This window comes from Ramlibacter sp. AN1015, from assembly GCF_037726105.1.
In the GTDB taxonomy this organism is placed as follows: Bacteria; Pseudomonadota; Gammaproteobacteria; order Burkholderiales; family Burkholderiaceae_C; genus Ramlibacter.
In genome coordinates, this window is record NZ_JBBJUM010000002.1 from 306,455 (window position 1) to 322,892 (window position 16,438).

Here is a 16,438-nt window from a genome sequence, read left to right on the forward strand (position 1 = left end):
AAGGATGCTAGGCCATGGACCTTGACGGCGGCATGCCGTAAAGGTCGGCACGGCAAAATTCGTGACCGACTGTAAGCCGGACGCCACGACGGCTGTGTCAGCGAACGCCGTCAGTGGCCGCAGGAAGACTTGCCCGCCGCAGCTGCCATCGGCGCGTCACGCGAGACACCGGCCTGCGCCAGCCGGCGCTCGTAGTCCTGCCAGAGCTGGTCCTGTTCCGACCCAAGGAAGTAGAGGTAGTCCCAGGAGTAGATGCCGCTGTCGTGCCCGTCGGAGAACACCGGCTTGACGGCGTAGTTGCCCACCGGCTCCAGTTCGCTGAGCTGCACGTCGCGCTTGCCGGTCTGCAGCACCTCCTGGCCCGGGCCGTGCCCCTGCACCTCCGCGGAGGGCGAGTAGATGCGCATCAGCTCGAAGGGGATGCGGAAACCGGCTCCGTCGGAGAAAGCCACCTCCAGGACGCGCGACTTCGCATGTACGGTGAGGGCCACCGGGGTGGGCGTGTCGGCGTTCAATCCGGCCATGGTGTGTGGGTGGTGTTGGAGGGTTGGCCACCGGGCGGGCCGCCGGCAGGCTGGGTTGCCGATTATGTCGGAGCCGCCGGCAGGAGGCAGGCGGCCTCATGCCTCATATCAGTACCGCCTTCAGGGACAGGCGGCCTCCTCCGCCGCACCGGCGGCGGAACCGGTGCACGAAGCTTCGCTGCCGCCGGGCGAGGACACGGGGCGTGTGCTCCGGTGTCCGGTGCGCCGCCAACGACGGGCGGGGCAGCGTCCCCAGCCGCCACGACCGCAGCGGGAATCCGCAAGAGACACGGAGCAGAACGTCCGCGAGTTCGACCCCGGGCACCCCGCGCGTCAGAGCCGTGCCAGCCGTTCCCGCAGCTCGGCTTCGAGGGCAGGCAGGCGAGCAGCCAGGTCCGCCAGTGCGTCTGCGGGCGCTTCGCGGACTGCAGCAGCCCAGACCGGCGCCGGAAAATGCGTGTCCCAGGCGAAGCGGGCGACCACGTGCCAGTGCAGGTGGGCAACCATGTTGCCCAGGCTGGCGAGGTTCACCTTGTCGGGCCCAAGGTGGGCGCGCAGCGCCTGCTCGGTTTGCACGACCGCTTCCATGCACAGGCTGCGGTCGGCCGGCGACAGGTCGGAGAACTCGGCAACGTGGGCGTGCCAGACCACCCGGTAGAAGCCCGGAAACGCCGCCTCGCCGGCGTGCACCACCCGCAGCGTGGGGGTGCGCAGCACCAGCCGGCCGCCGTCGGCGTCGCACAGCGCGCAGGGCGACCGCGGCGCCGGCATCAGACCAGCACCCGCTCGATGCCACCCTGGTTGGCGGCGCGCACGTACTGCGGCATCCAGTCGGGGCCGAGCAGCTGGCGGGCCATCTCGACGACGATGTAGTCGGCCTCGAGCAAGCCGTTCTGGAGGTCACCGCCGTAGCGAGAGAGGCCTTGCAGGCAGCTTGGGCAGCTGGTCAGGACCTTGAGCGGACCGGCATCCGGCAGCGACGCGCTGGCGCGCAGGGCCGCCTCGTCCTGTCGCAGCTGCTCCTCCTTGCGAAAGCGCACCTGCGTGGAGATGTCGGGGCGGCTCACGCCCAGCGTGCCCGACTCGCCGCAGCAGCGCTCGGACTTGCGCACCTGCGGGCCCACCAGCGCGGTGACGGTCTTCATCGCATCCTGCTGCTTCAGCGGCGAATGGCAGGGGTCGTGGTACAGGTAGGCGCCCTTGCCCTCCAGGCGCACGCCTTTTTCCAGCAAATACTCGTGGATGTCGATGATGCGGCAGCCCGGGAAGATCTTGTCGAATTCGTAGCCCTGGAGCTGGTCGTAGCAGGTGCCGCAGGAGACCACCACGGTCTTGATGTCCAGGTAGTTCAGCGTGTTGGCCACGCGGTGGAACAGCACCCGGTTGTCGGTGATGATCTTGTCGGCCTTGTCGAACTGGCCGCTCCCGCGCTGCGGGTAGCCGCAGCACAGGTAGCCGGGCGGGAGCACGGTCTGCACGCCCGCATGCCACAGCATGGCCTGGGTCGCCAGCCCCACCTGCGAGAACAGCCGCTCGGAGCCGCAGCCCGGGAAATAGAACACCGCTTCCGATTCGGTGGTGGTCGCCTGCGGGTTGCGGATGATGGGGACGTAGTCCTTGTCCTCGATGTCCAGCAGCGCCCGTGCCGTCTTCTTGGGCAAGCCGCCCGGCAGCTTCTTGTTCACGAAGTGGATCACCTGCTCCTTGAGCGGTGCGGTACCGTGCGTGGACGGCGGCTGCGCCGTCTGGCGGCGCGCCAGCCGGCCCAGCAGATCGTTGGCCAGGCGCTGCGCCCGGAAGCCGACATCGACCATCGCCGTGCGGGCGAGCTTAATGGTTTCGGGGCGGGTCGCATTGAGCATGAACATGGCGGCCGCGTTGCCGGGGCGGAAGCTCTTCTGCCCCATCTTGCGCAGGAGGTTGCGCATGTTCATGGACACGTCACCGAAGTCGATCTTGACCGGGCACGGGTTGAAGCACTTGTGGCACACCGTGCAGTGGTCGGCCACGTCCTCGAACTCCTGCCAGTGCTTCACGGACACGCCGCGGCGCGTCTGCTCCTCGTAGAGGAAGGCCTCGACCAGCAGCGAGGTCGCGAGGATCTTGTTGCGCGGGCTGTACAGCAGGTTGGCACGCGGCACATGGGTGGCGCACACCGGCTTGCACTTGCCGCAGCGCAGGCAGTCCTTGACGCTGTCGGCGATGGCGCCGATGTCCGACTGCTGCATGAGCAGCGACTCGTGCCCCATGAGGCCGAAGCTGGGCGTATAGGCGTTGGTCAGGTCGGCGTGCAGCCGCGCCCCGACCTCGGGTTGCGGGTCGGTGCTGCGCAGCAGCTTGCCCAGGTTGAAGCGGCCTTCGGGATCGACCCGCCGCTTGTACTCGGCGAAGGGCGCGAGTTCCTCGTCGGAGAGGAATTCCAGCTTGGTGATGCCGATGCCGTGCTCGCCGGAGATCACGCCGTCGAGCGAGCGCGCCAGCACCATGATGCGCCGCACCGCTCCGTGCGCGGCCTGCAGCATGTCGTAGTCGTCGCTGTTGACCGGAATGTTGGTGTGCACGTTGCCGTCGCCAGCGTGCATGTGCAGCGCCACCCACACGCGGCCCTTGAGCACCCGCTGGTGGATGGCGCTGACCTCGGCCAGGATGGGCGCGAAGGGCTGACCGTTGAAGACCTGCTGCAGCGGAGCGCGCACCTGCGCCTTCCAGCTGGCGCGCAGCGTATGGTCTTGCAGCCGGGGAAACAGGGTATCGACCGCGGCCAGCCAGCCGCTCCAGGTGGCACGCACCTCCTGCAGCAGCCGCAGCGCCTGGGCCACGCGGTCTTCGAGCAGTTCGGCCGGGGCGATGTCGCGGGCGTCGTCCTGCCGGCCCAGCGGCAGGTTGCCCCTGCGGAAGAAGGCCTCCAGTTCGTCGAGCAGGCGCAGCTTGTTGGCCAGGCTCAGCTCGATGTTGATGCGCTCGATGCCGTCGGTGTACTCGGCCATGCGCGGCAGCGGAATCACCACGTCCTCGTTGATCTTGAAGGCGTTGGTGTGGCGGCTGATGGCGGCCGTGCGCTTGCGGTCGAGCCAGAACTTCTTGCGCGCCTCGCCGCTGATGGCGACGAAGCCCTCGCCGCTGCGCGAATTGGCCAGCCGCACCACCTCGGAGGTGGCCCGCGCCACGGCGTCCGCATCATCGCCCGCGATGTCGCCGACCAGGACCATCTTGGGCAGCCCGCCGCGCTTGCTCTTGGTGGCGTAGCCAACGGCCTTGAGATAGCGGTCGTCGAGGTGCTCGAGCCCCGCCAGCAGCGTGCCGCTGCGGCGCTGCTCGGCGAACATGAAGTCCTTGATCTCGACAATGCTGGGCACCGCGTCGCGCGCGTTGCCGAAGAACTCGAGGCAGACGGTGCGCGTATGAGCCGGCATGCGGTGCACGACCCAGCGCGCGCTGGTGATCAGGCCGTCGCAGCCCTCCTTCTGGACGCCGGGCAGCCCCGAGAGGAACTTGTCGGTGACGTCCTTGCCCAGGCCTTCCTTGCGGAAGGTGCGCCCCGGAATCTCCAGGCGTTCGGTGCGCTTGGGACTGCTCCAGTCGATGCGGCGTGCGTCGGCGTCGAAGTAGCGCAGCTCGAAGGTGGCGACCTCGGCGTCGTGGATCTTGCCCAGGTTGTGGTCCAGGCGCACCACCTCCAGCCATTCGGCCTGCGGCGTGACCATGCGCCAGGAGACCAGGTTGTCCAGGGCGGTGCCCCAGAGCACGGCCTTCTTGCCGCCGGCGTTCATGGCGATGTTGCCGCCGATGCACGAGGCCTCGGCGGACGTGGGATCGACCGCGAAGACATAGCCTGCGCGCTCGGCGGCGTCGGCCACGCGCTGAGTGACCACGCCGGCCTCCGTCCACACGGTCGCGACCGGCTGGGCATGCCCGGGGATGGACACCTGCTCCACCTCGGTCATGGCTTCGAGCTTTTCGGTGTTGATCACCGCGCTCTTCCAGGTGAGCGGGATCGCGCCGCCTGTGTAGCCGGTGCCGCCCCCGCGCGGGATGATGGTCAGGCCCAGCTCGATGCAGGCGCGCACGAGCGCCGCCATTTCGGCCTCGGTGTCGGGCGTGAGCACGACGAAGGGGTGTTCGACGCGCCAGTCGGTCGCGTCGGTGACGTGCGCGACACGCGACAGTCCGTCGAACTTCACGTTGTCGCGGGCGGTGACGCGCGCCAGCAGGCGACGCGTGCGCCGGCGCAGCTGGGCGACCTCGTCGAAGCTGGCGTCGAAGGCCTGCACCGCCTGGCGCGCGGCGCCGAGCAGCTCGGCCACCAGGGCGTCGCGGCCGGCATCGTCGGGGCTGCGGCGCTTCTCGATTTCGTGCAACCGGTGGTGCAGCGCCTCGACCAGCTGCCGTCGGCGCTTGGGGTTGTCGAGCAGGTCGTCCTGCAAATACGGATTGCGCTGCACCACCCAGATATCGCCCAGCACCTCGTAGAGCATGCGTGCCGACCGGCCGGTGTGGCGCTCGGCCCGCAAGCCGCTCAGCAATTCCCACGCACGTTCGCCGAGCAGCCGGATGACGATTTCGCGGTCGGAGAACGAGGTGTAGTTGTAGGGAATTTCACGCAGGCGTGGCGCCTGCGCTTCGCGCGCGTCGAGGAGGTGGTCGAGGGTAGTGGGGGCGTTCATCGCAGGCGCAGGATCAGCCGAAAGATTGCGTTGCGCGGCTGGAGCGCGATGGTACCGCAGCGCAGCATGGCGCCCCCGCCGGCAGGAAAACCCCGGGGTGGGGCGAGCCCCGAACCGGAGACAATACGCCTCCTTTCAAAGTGTCACAAACCTGGCGTATGGTCCGGGGCCTGACCAAACGGAGACCTCTCTCATGAAGTTCATCAAACCCTTCGCGCTGGCCACCATGGCCGCCGCACTGCACGCGCCTGCGTGGGCCCAGACCGAAATCCAGTGGTGGCATTCGATGACCGGCGGCCTGAACGACTGGGTCGTCGATCTGGCCAACGGCTTCAACGCCAGCCAGAAGGACTACAAGGTCGTGCCCACCTACAAGGGCAGCTACGACGAGTCGATGACGGCGTCCATCGCCGCCTTCCGCGCGGGCAACGCCCCGCACATCCTGCAGGTGTACGAGGTCGGCACCGCCACCATGATGGCCGCCAAGGGCGCCGTCGTGCCCGTGGGCAAGGTGATGCAGGACGCCGGCTACAAGTTCGACGCCAGCGCCTACATCCCCGCCGTGGTCGGCTACTACACGGCGCCGAACGGCCAGATGCTGAGCTTCCCGCTCAACAGCTCGACTACGGTCCTCAACTACAACAAGGACCTGTTCCGCAAGGCCGGGCTCGATCCCAACAAGCCGCCGCAAACCTGGCCCGAGCTGGTCTCCGCTGCGGCCAAGCTCAAGGCCTCCGGCGTCGAGTGCCCCTTCACCACCAGCTGGCAGAGCTGGACCCAGCTCGAGAGCTTCTCTACCTGGCACAACACCCTGTTCGCCACCCAGAACAACGGCTTCGGCGGCACCAACGCCCGCCTGGCGTTCAACAGCCCGCTGCACGTGCGCCACATCGAGAACCTGGCCAACATGGCCAAGCAGGGCCTCTTCCAGTATCGCGGGCGCGGCAACAAGGGCGACGCGCCCTTCTATTCCGGTGAATGCGCCATGGCGACGGCCAGCTCCTCGACCTACGCCAGCATCAAGAAGAACGCCAAGTTCGACTTCGGCATCGCGCCGCTGCCGCACTACCCCGATGTGCCCGGCACGCCCCAGAACACCATCATCGGCGGCGCCTCGCTGTGGGTGATGTCGGGCAAGCCGGCCGCCGACTACAAGGGTGTCGCCGCCTTCTTCAACTACCTGACCAACCCCGAAGTGCAGGCCAAGAGCCACCAGCGCACCGGGTACCTGCCGATCACCATGGCCGCGTTCCAGCTGACCGAGAAGGAAGGCTTCTACAAGCAGAACCCGGGCACCGACACGGCGGTGAACCAGATGGTCCGCAAGACGACCGACAAGTCGCGTGGCGTGCGCCTGGGCAACTTCAACCAGATCCGCGCCATCATGGACGAGGAACTCGAGCACGTCTGGGCCGGCAAGAAGTCGGCCAAGGAAGCGCTCGATACCGCCGTCAAGCGCGGCAACGAGCAGCTCGAGCGCTTCGAGCGCGCGAACAAGGGCTGATCGCCGGATCTCTCCCCAGCGGTGCTGCCCCGGCGGCACCGCCGCTCCTGGTGTTCCGCGCCGCCCCGGCGGCCGGCTCCCCTGCGCTCCCTGCTCCTTCGGGGAGCGTTGTCGTTTGTTGAACCCATCGCAGGTCCGTCTTGGCCATCGAAAAACGCGTCCGATTCAAGAGCTGGTGGCTGCCGGCGGCGCTTCTTGCGCCGCAGGTGGTCGTCATTGCCGTCTTCTTCTTCTGGCCCGCCGCGCAGGCGCTGGTGCAATCCCTCCAACAGCAGGACGCCTTCGGCACCTCGGTCGAGTGGGTGGGGCTGGACAATTTCCGCAGGCTGCTGGCCGACGAGAGCTACCTCGCGTCGTTCAAGACCACGGCCATCTTTTCCGTCCTGGTCGCCGGCCTCGGACTGGTGATATCGCTGGCGCTGGCCGTGTTCGCCGACCGCGTGCTGCGCGGCGCCTCGATCTACAAGAACCTCCTGATCTGGCCGTACGCCGTGGCGCCCGCCGTCGCCGGCGTGCTGTGGCTGTTCATGTTCGCGCCGTCCATCGGCGTCGTGAGCTATGCCTTGCGCCAGATCGGCTTCGAGTGGAACCACCTGCTCAATAGCGGCCAGGCAATGACGCTGATCGTTTTCGCCGCCGTGTGGAAACACATCTCCTACAACTTCCTGTTCTTCCTTGCGGGTTTGCAGTCGATTCCACGCAGCCTGATCGAAGCCGCGGCGATCGACGGCGCCGGACCGTGGCGGCGCTTCTGGAGCATCGTCTTTCCGCTGCTGTCGCCCACCACCTTCTTCCTGCTGGTGATCAACATCGTCTACGCCTTCTTCGACACCTTCGCCATCGTCGATGCGGCGACCGAGGGCGGTCCGGGCAAAGACACCGCCATCCTGGTCTACAAGGTCTACTACGACGGCTTCAAGGCCCTCGACCTCGGCGGCTCGGCCGCCCAGTCGGTGGTGCTGATGGCCATCGTGGTGGTGCTCACCGTCATCCAGTTCCGCTACGTCGAGCGCAAGGTCAACTACTGAAATGGTCGAACGTCGTCCCCTCGCCACCTTCATCTCGCACCTGGTCCTGATCCTGGGCGTGATCGTGGTGGCCTTCCCCCTCTACATCACCTTCGTCGCGAGCACCCACACCGCGCAGGACATCGTGCAGGTGCCCATGCCGCTGCTGCCAGGGCCGCACCTGATCGAGAACTACACCCACGCCATCGCCGGCACGGGCGGCGGCGCGGCGTCCACCGCACCGGTCGGCCGCATGATGATGGTGAGCCTCATCACGGCACTGGTCATCGCCGTGGGCAAGATCGCGATCTCGCTGCTGTCGGCCTTCGCCATCGTCTACTTCCGCTTTCCCGGACGCATGTTCTTCTTCTGGGCGATCTTCGTGACGCTCATGCTGCCGGTCGAAGTGCGCATCGGCCCGACCTACCAGGTCGTGTCGGACCTCGGGATGCTCAACTCCTACGCCGGGCTCACGGTGCCGCTGATCGCCAGCGCGACGGCCACCTTCCTGTTCCGGCAGTTCTTCCTGACCGTGCCCGACGAACTGGTCGAAGCGGCCAGGGTCGATGGCGCCGGCCCCATGCGCTTCTTCAAGGACGTGCTGCTGCCGCTGTCGACCACCAGCATCGCGGCGCTGTTCGTGATCCAGTTCATCTACGGCTGGAACCAGTACCTGTGGCCGCTGCTGGTCACCACGGACGAATCGATGTACCCGGTGGTCATGGGCATCAAACGCATGATCTCGGGTGGCGACGCGGCCAATGACTGGAACATCGTCATGGCAACGGCCATCCTGGCCATGATTCCGCCGGCCCTGGTGGTGCTGCTGATGCAGCGCTGGTTCGTCAAGGGCCTGGTCGATTCGGAAAAGTAAGCACCCCCAGCAAGAACACAAGAGGAGCGGCGCGCGGCCGGACACCACCGGCGGCGCCCACAGAGGAACATGGCAGCCATTTCATTCAGAAACATCGTCAAGCGCTACGGCAAGGGCAAGCAGGAGCTGCAGGTCATCCACGGCGTCAGCGCAGAAATCGAACGCGGCGAGTTCGTCGTGATCGTCGGCCCGTCGGGCTGCGGCAAGTCCACCCTGCTGCGCATGGTCGCCGGCCTGGAGGAGATCTCCGCGGGCGACATCGCCATCGGGGAGCGGGTGGTCAACAACCTGGAGCCGGCCGAACGCGACATCGCGATGGTGTTCCAGAACTACGCGCTCTATCCCCACATGAGCGTGTTCGACAACATGGCCTACGGCCTGAAGATCCGCAAGATGCCGCAGGCGGAGATCAAGACCCGGGTCGACAAGGCCGCCGGCATCCTAGAGCTGGGGCACCTGCTCGAGCGCAAGCCGCGCCAGCTCTCGGGCGGCCAGCGCCAGCGCGTCGCCATGGGCCGCGCGATCGTGCGCCAGCCGCAGGTTTTCCTGTTCGACGAGCCGCTGTCCAACCTCGACGCCAAGCTGCGGGCGCAGACCCGGCTGGAGATCCAGAAGCTGCACCGCGAACTGGGCATCACTTCGCTGTTCGTCACGCACGACCAGGTCGAGGCCATGACGCTCGCGCAGCGCATGATCGTGATGAACGCCGGCAACATGGAGCAGTTCGGCACGCCCGAAGAGGTGTACCACCGGCCGGCCTCCACCTTCGTCGCCAGCTTCATCGGCTCGCCGCCCATGAACCTGCTGAAGCACGCGCCGGGCGGCCAGCCCCAACGCATCCTGGGCATCCGTCCCGAGCACCTGGACATCGGCAAGCCGGGTTGGGATCTGCAGGTCGAGACCGTCGAGCTGCTCGGGGCTGAGCGCCTCATCTACGGGCGCGTCGGTGACGAGCCCGTCATCGTGCGCGTCGATGAAGGCAGCGCCGCGCCGGTGCCTGGTCAGGTGCTGCAGGTCGCGCCGCGACCCGACCGTGTGCACTGGTTCGACGCCGGCACCGGCAAGCGGGTGGGCGCGTGACGCCCTCCCCGGCTCTTCCCTGGCCGTATCCGCGCTGGATCGGCCACCGGGGCGCCGGACGGCTGGCGCCGGAGAACACGCTGTCGGCTTTCCGGCTCGGTGCCGCGCACGGCTATCGCATGTTCGAATGCGACGTGAAGCTCTCGGCCGACGGCGTGCCGTTCCTGCTGCACGACGCCACGCTGGAGCGCACCACCGACGGCCGCGGGGAAGCCGGCGCCCTAACCTGGTCCGCGCTGTCGCAGCTGGATGCGGGCGGCTGGCATTCGCGTGCCCATGCCGGCGAGCCGCTGCCCACGCTGCAGGCACTCGCACGCTGGTGCCGGGCCAACGCATACCTGCTGAACATCGAGATCAAGCCCACTCCCGGCCTGGAGGCGCACACGGGTGACGCCGTGGCAGCCGCAGCCCGGCGGCTGTGGCAAGGTGCCGAGGTGCCGCCGCTGCTGACTTCGTTCCGGCCCGAGTCGCTGCAGGCGGCCCGCAGCGCCGCGCCCGCGCTGCCGCGCGGCCTGTTGCTCGACACCCTGTGGGAAGGCTGCTTCGACGCCGCGCGGACGCTCGACTGCCATGCGCTGGTGCTGAACCATGCGCTGTGGGACGCCGCGCTGGTGCGGCGCGTGCACGACGCCGGCATGCGCTGCCTCAGCTACACGGTGAACGACCCCTGGGCCGCCGAGCGACTGCTGGCGCTCGGCACCGACGGCATCATCACCGACCGCGTCGATCTGTTCGCTCCCGACTGATCGGCAGGCCCCCGACGGCACGCGTGCGCTGACGCGCACCGAAGCGCTCGCGTCGGCGTCGCCGCGCCTGCCGATGCACCGCCGTCGCGCGCGCAGGCCCGACGCACCCGGAACCATCCAGTGCCCGGCCCCGTCCAGCCTGTCCACCGCCGTCGATCCGCCAGGCTGGGCGCATCCGTCCGCTTGCGCTGGTCGGCCCGACAGACTTCGCTGCACCCTGGAAAAAGCCTCGCGCGCGGTCGCGCGGGCTCGCGCGAGCCATGGCAAGGAAGGACACTACGGGTCGGATTGCCCGAAGCCGGGGCCGGCCCCCGGCCTCCCCCGCGGCCGCGCACGCAGGCCGCCGCCGTGATTACGATATAGTAAACGCGTTACGCAATGGTAAATCGAGGAACCTCCATGGCCGCCGTCCACCAACCGATCCAGCCCCTGCCTGCCCCTGCGCCCATCCGGCAACTGCACCACTACGCCTGGCGCGCCCGCGATGCAGAGGAGACGCGCCACTTCTACGAAGACATCCTGGGCCTGCCGCTCTACCACATCATCCAGAGCGACTACGTTCCCAGCACCGGCGAATACTGCCCCTACACCCACTTTTTCTTCCGGCTGCAGGACGGCTCGTTCATCGCCTTTTTCGACCTCGGCGACGACCAGGCGGCCGAGCCCTCTCCCAACACCCCTTCGTGGGTCAATCACGTTGCCTTCCGGGTCGATTCGCAGCAGGCGCTCAGGGACATGAAGTCCCGCCTGGAGGCGCACGGGGTGCAGGTGCTCGGCGTGACCGACCACCACATCTTCCACAGCATCTATTTCTTCGACCCGAACGGCATCCGGCTCGAACTCAGTGCGCAGCTGGCCGACGAGTTCCAGATGCTGCAGGAGAGCAAGACCGCGCACGCCCGGCTGGCCGAGTGGAACGCGCGCAAGCAGCAGTGGCGCCGCGAGCGCGCCGACGGCGAGCAGACGCAGCCGCTGAAGCCGCAGCGCAACGACCGTCCCGAGTTCGTGAAATCCTGAGGCGGAGGCCACCATGTTCGAGCGCTACGCCGACACCACGTTCGCCAACGGCTATGAGTTCACCCAGGGCAGCGGCTACGTCCTGCCCGAGTACCCCTTCGTCGAGCCGCCCGAGATCAAGGCAGGCACGCCCGGCCACCACCCGATCGTCATCGTGGGCGGCGGCATCACCGGCCTCACGGCCGCCTGCTGCCTCGCCCGCCTGGGCGTGTCCGCGGTACTGCTGGACGAGGACAACACGGTCGGCGTGAAGGGGGCCTCCTCGCGCGGCATCGTCTATACGCAGAAGTCGCTGGAGATCTTCCAGCGACTGGGCGTGTACGAAGCGATCGCCGCCAAGGGCACCCGATGGAGCGTGGGCCGCACCTTCGCCGGCAGCGACGAGGTCTACTCCTTCGACATGCGCAAGCAAAGCGGCTTCAACCTGTCCAGCCAGCCGCCCTTCATCAACATCCAGCAGTTCTACATCGAGGCCTTCCTGGTCGATCGCATCCGCGAGGTCGGGCATGTCGATCTGCGCTGGTGCAACCGCGTGACCGCGTTCAGCCAGGACGAGCAGGGCGCCCTGCTCTCGGTCACCACCCCGGCGGGCGACTACCAGTTGCGCGCCGACTACGTGATCGACGCCACCGGCTCGCGCACGCCCTTTCGCGGCTGGGTGGGCGCGAGCGTGACGGCCAAGAAGGGCGACGACCGCTGGTGCATCGCCGACGTGCGCTTCACCAAGCATCCGCCCGTGGAGCGGCACACCTGGATCGAGGCGCCGTTCAACGACAACCGCGCGGTCTGGCAGCACCTCATGGCCGACGACGTCTGGCGCATCGACTACCAGATGGCGCCCGATGCCGATCCTGCCTACGTGAGCCGCGAGGACGTCGTGCGCGAGCGCCTGGCGCGCCAGTTCGGCCCCGACACCGAAGTCGATATCGTCTGGGTCGGCCCGTACGCCTACCGCAGCGAATGCATCGACCAGATGCGCCACGGGCGGGTGTTCTTCATGGGCGATTCGGCCAAGGTGGTCAGCCCCTTCGGGGCGCGCGGCGGCAACACCGGCATCGCCGACGCCGACAACCTCAGCTGGAAACTTGCCGCCGTGCTGCGCGGCCGCGCCGGCCCGGCCCTGCTGGACAGCTACCACGAGGAGCGGCACGAGGCCGCCACGCAGAACGTGCTGGTGACCAACCGCACGGCGCGCTTCCTGCGCCCCGCCGACGGCGTCGAGCGGCTGTTTCGCACCGCGGCTATCAGCCTGGCCAAGCAATACCTGTTCGCGCGGCAGCTGGTCAACACCGGCCGCATGGCCGTGGCCAACCCGTACACCCGCTCGCGCGTGTGCGCCCAGGGCGGCGGCCAGTCGGTGCAGAACGTCTCCTTCCAGTGGGCCGACGGCAACGCCGGCACCGTGAACGACCTGGTGCAGTGGGCCGCGGGCGACCTGCTGCTGCTGGTCTTCGGCGACCTGAGCGCAGCGGCGCGCGAGCGTCTTCGCGCGCTGGCGGCGAGTGCGCCCGTGCGCGCGGTCCAGGTCGTCAGCGACGGCAGGGCGCACTGCCGCGAGCACGTGCGCGATCCGCAGGGCCACCTGCAGGGCGCCTGCCACGTCTTCGGCCACGCCTGGGCGCTGGTGCGCCCCGACGCCTACGTGGCCGCCACCGGCGAGAGCATCGACGCCGGCCTCATCAATGCCGTGAGCGCCAGCCTGGCGCTGACCGAAGGAGCCCAGGCATGAAGACCAGCCTCAACCTGCAAGACGCAGACACGTTCTACGAGCAGTTGCTCGACGCGCATGCCGGCCTCACCGAAGAACAGTCGCAGTTGCTCAACGCCCGCCTGATCCTGCTGCTGGCCAATCAGGTGGGCGACGCGCGACTGCTCAAGGAGTGCGTCGAGGCGGCGGCACGGATGCCGGACTGATCGAGGCCCGCCCTGCAGCCCGGCACTGCCGGGGCGCATGCCATGCGCCCACCCGCGGTGCTTCTTCTTCCGGGCGACGCGCGGCTGCCTGCTTCGTCGGCAGCCCTTCGGCCCGGCGATCCGGCATGCAGCGCGGGCCTGCGGGCCTGCGGGCCTGCGGGCCAGCGGGGCAGCCCGCAACCACCTCGTAAAATTCGCGGGTGAGCACCACCGACCAACCGGGCCTGAACAGCCTGTCCAAATCCTTCGAACCCGCCGCCCTGGAAGCCCACTGGGGCCCCGTCTGGGAGGCGCGCGGGTACGGCCGCGCCGGCTGGCGCGGCACCGGCGACGCCAGGCCCGGCGAGCCGGCCTTCGCGATCCAGCTGCCGCCGCCGAACGTCACGGGCACGCTGCACATGGGGCATGCGTTCAACCAGACCATCATGGACAGCCTCACGCGCTACCACCGGATGCGCGGATTCAACACGGTCTGGATTCCCGGCACCGACCACGCCGGCATTGCCACGCAGATCGTGGTCGAGCGCCAGCTGCAGCAGCAGGGCACGAGCCGACACGCGCTGGGGCGCAAGAACTTCGTCGCGCGCGTGTGGGACTGGAAGCAGCAGTCCGGCAACACCATCACCACGCAGATGCGCCGCATGGGCGACAGCGTGGACTGGTCGCGCGAGTACTTCACGATGGACGACAAGCTGTCGCGCATCGTCACCGAGACCTTCGTGCGCCTGTACGAGCAGGGACTCATCTACCGGGGCAAGCGGCTCGTCAACTGGGACCCGGAGCTCAAGACTGCGGTGAGCGACCTGGAGGTGGAGAGCGAAGAAGAAAACGGCTCGCTCTGGCACATCCGCTATCCGCTCGCGGACGGCGAAGGCACGCTGACCGTGGCCACCACCCGTCCCGAGACCATGCTGGGCGACGTTGCCGTGATGGTCCACCCCGAGGACGAGCGCTACCGCCATCTGGTCGGCCAGCGCGTGAAGCTGCCGCTGTGCGAGCGCGATATTCCGGTGATCGCCGACGAGTACGTCGATCGCGCCTTCGGCACCGGCGTGGTGAAGGTCACGCCGGCGCACGACGCGAACGACTACGCCGTCGGCCAGCGCCACAACCTGCCCCTGATCGGCGTGCTCACGCTCGACGCGAAGATCAACGACAACGCACCGGCCGCCTACCGCGGGCTCGACCGCTTCGCCGCGCGCAAGCAGATCGTGGCCGACCTCGAAGCACAGGGCCTGCTGGCCGAGACGCGGCCCCACAAGCTCATGGTTCCCCGTTGTGCCCGCACCGGCCAGGTGATCGAACCCATGCTCACCGACCAGTGGTTCGTCGCCATGACCAAGGTGGGCGAAGGCGACGCCACGGGCAAGTCGATCGCGCAGAAGGCGGTCGAGGCGGTGGAGTCGGGCGCGGTGCGCTTCGTGCCCGAGAACTGGGTCAACACCTACAACCAGTGGATGAACAACATCCAGGACTGGTGCATCTCGCGCCAGCTCTGGTGGGGCCACCAGATTCCCGCGTGGTACGACGAGGACGGGCGCGTGTACGTGGCGCGCAGCGAACAGGACGCGCAGGCGCAGGCGGCGGGCAAGACGCTGCGCCGGGACGAGGACGTGCTGGACACCTGGTATTCCTCGGCCCTGGTGCCCTTCTCCACCCTGGGCTGGCCCGAGGCCACCGAAGACCTGGACCTGTACCTTCCCTCGACGGTGCTCGTCACAGGCTACGACATCATCTTCTTCTGGGTCGCCCGGATGATCATGATGAGCACGCACTTCACGGGCCGAGTGCCTTTCCGGCACGTCTATATCCACGGTCTGGTGCGCGATGCGCAGGGCCGCAAGATGAGCAAGTCGGAGGGCAACGTGCTCGACCCGGTCGATCTCATCGACGGAATCGAGCTGCCCCCCCTGCTGGACAAGCGCACCACCGGGCTGCGCAAGCCCGAGACCGCACCGGCCGTGCGCAAGGCGACGCAGAAAGAGTTCCCCGATGGCATTCCGGCCTACGGTGCCGACGCGCTGCGCTTCACCTTCGCTTCGCTCGCTTCGCTGGGGCGCAGCATCAACTTCGACTCCAAGCGCTGCGAGGGCTACCGCAACTTCTGCAACAAGCTCTGGAACGCCACGCGCTTCGTGCTGATGCACTGCGAGGGGCAGGACCTCGCCGAGGAAGGCGCAGATCGCAGCCCGGCCGATCGCTGGATCGTGTCGCTGCTGCAGCAGGCCGAGGCGGACGTCGCGCGCGGCTTCGCCGAGTACCGGCTCGACAACGTCGCCAGCGCCATCTACCAGTTCGTCTGGGACGAGTACTGCGACTGGTATCTCGAGATCGCCAAGGTGCAGATCCAGGCCGGCAGCGCCGCCCAGCAGCGTGGCACCCGTCGCACCCTCATCCGCGTGCTCGAAGCCATCCTGCGCCTGGCGCATCCGGTGATCCCGTTCATCACCGAGGAGCTCTGGCAGAAGGTCGCCCCCGTGGCTGGCAAGCCGGGCGACTCGGTGGCCGTGGCGCCGTATCCCGAAGCAAATCCTGCCGCCATCGATGCCGACGCCCTCGCCTGGATGGGCCGGCTGAAGACGCTGGTCGATGCGTGCCGCAATCTGCGCGGCGAGATGAACGTGTCGCCCTCGACCCGCCTGCCGCTGTTCGCCGTGGGCGACGGCGCGTTCCTGCGCGAGGCGGCTCCGGTGCTGCAAGCGCTGGGCAAGCTGAGCGAGGTGCGCGTCTTCGACGAGGAAGCGGCCTGGGCCGCTGCGGCTCAAGCGGCGCCGGTGGCCGTGGTCGGGGAGTCGCGCCTGTGCCTGTTCATGGAAATCGATGTCGCCGCAGAAAAAGCCCGCCTGGAAAAGGAAGCGGCGCGCCTGCAGGCCGAGCTGGCCAAAGCCGAAGGCAAGCTGTCCAACGAAGCCTTCGTCTCCAAAGCCCCGCCGCCGGTCATCGAGCAGGAACGCCAGCGCATCGCGCAGTTCTCGAGCACGCTGGGCCGCATCCGGGAGCAGCTCGCTCGCCTCGCGAGCTGACACGCGGCGCAGGGATCGCGACGCAGTCGCGTCAGGGGTGGAACACCCCGCGCCGCGCGTGCCGAAAGCTCGGCCTTGCGTGTGG

General features: G+C 68.1%; 12 protein-coding genes. 9 read left to right on the plus strand and 3 right to left on the minus strand.

What is annotated here, in order from left to right:
• Window positions 1-110: 110 nt before the first annotated feature.
• The 3 genes from WG922_RS04160 to WG922_RS04170 form a co-directional block, all read right to left on the minus strand.
• The gene (locus WG922_RS04160; protein ID WP_340280886.1) at window positions 111-524 is read right to left on the minus strand and encodes a DUF971 domain-containing protein; all 414 of its coding nucleotides are present in this window, start codon (window positions 522-524) and stop codon (window positions 111-113) included.
• Between the two features lie 333 nt (window positions 525-857).
• Window positions 858-1,295 carry an HIT family protein gene (locus WG922_RS04165; protein WP_340280888.1) on the minus strand — a complete coding sequence of 146 codons (438 nt, stop codon included), beginning with the start codon at window positions 1,293-1,295 and terminating at the stop codon, window positions 858-860.
• Window positions 1,295-5,188 carry an FAD/FMN-binding oxidoreductase gene (locus tag WG922_RS04170; protein ID WP_340280890.1) on the minus strand — a complete coding sequence of 1,298 codons (3,894 nt, stop codon included), beginning with the start codon at window positions 5,186-5,188 and terminating at the stop codon, window positions 1,295-1,297. Before WG922_RS04170 ends, WG922_RS04165 begins: the two co-directional genes overlap by 1 nt.
• Before the next feature lie 193 nt (window positions 5,189-5,381).
• Between WG922_RS04170 and ugpB the strand changes: the two genes are divergently transcribed.
• The 9 genes from ugpB (at window position 5,382) to WG922_RS04215 (ending at window position 16,353) form a co-directional block, all read left to right on the plus strand.
• Window positions 5,382-6,692, plus strand: coding sequence for a sn-glycerol-3-phosphate ABC transporter substrate-binding protein UgpB (gene ugpB, locus WG922_RS04175; protein WP_340280892.1), 1,311 nt, complete (start codon window positions 5,382-5,384; stop codon window positions 6,690-6,692).
• A gap of 146 nt (window positions 6,693-6,838) precedes the next feature.
• Window positions 6,839-7,720, plus strand: a complete 882-nt coding sequence (ugpA, locus tag WG922_RS04180; protein WP_340281168.1) for a sn-glycerol-3-phosphate ABC transporter permease UgpA — start codon at window positions 6,839-6,841, stop codon at window positions 7,718-7,720.
• Between the two features lies 1 nt (window position 7,721).
• A complete protein-coding gene (gene ugpE / locus WG922_RS04185) occupies window positions 7,722-8,573 on the plus strand; it encodes a sn-glycerol-3-phosphate ABC transporter permease UgpE (protein WP_340280893.1) in 852 nt (283 codons plus the stop codon).
• Between the two features lie 69 nt (window positions 8,574-8,642).
• Window positions 8,643-9,653: a sn-glycerol-3-phosphate import ATP-binding protein UgpC gene (locus WG922_RS04190; RefSeq protein ID WP_340280894.1), complete on the plus strand. Its 1,011-nt coding sequence runs from the start codon at window positions 8,643-8,645 to the stop codon at window positions 9,651-9,653.
• Entirely contained in the window at window positions 9,650-10,399 is a 750-nt protein-coding gene (gene ugpQ, locus WG922_RS04195) for a glycerophosphodiester phosphodiesterase (protein ID WP_340280895.1), read from the plus strand. Before WG922_RS04190 ends, ugpQ begins: the two co-directional genes overlap by 4 nt.
• A gap of 399 nt (window positions 10,400-10,798) precedes the next feature.
• Complete coding sequence (locus WG922_RS04200; RefSeq protein ID WP_340280897.1) at window positions 10,799-11,416, plus strand: VOC family protein; 618 nt, start codon at window positions 10,799-10,801, stop codon at window positions 11,414-11,416.
• A 13-nt stretch (window positions 11,417-11,429) separates the two neighbouring features.
• The gene (locus WG922_RS04205; RefSeq protein ID WP_340280899.1) at window positions 11,430-13,145 is read left to right on the plus strand and encodes an FAD-dependent oxidoreductase; all 1,716 of its coding nucleotides are present in this window, start codon (window positions 11,430-11,432) and stop codon (window positions 13,143-13,145) included.
• Complete coding sequence (locus WG922_RS04210) at window positions 13,142-13,330, plus strand: DUF2783 domain-containing protein (RefSeq protein WP_340280900.1); 189 nt, start codon at window positions 13,142-13,144, stop codon at window positions 13,328-13,330. Before WG922_RS04205 ends, WG922_RS04210 begins: the two co-directional genes overlap by 4 nt.
• A 200-nt stretch (window positions 13,331-13,530) precedes the next feature.
• Entirely contained in the window at window positions 13,531-16,353 is a 2,823-nt protein-coding gene (locus tag WG922_RS04215) for a valine--tRNA ligase (protein WP_340280902.1), read from the plus strand.
• The last annotated feature ends 85 nt before the right edge of the window (window positions 16,354-16,438 follow it).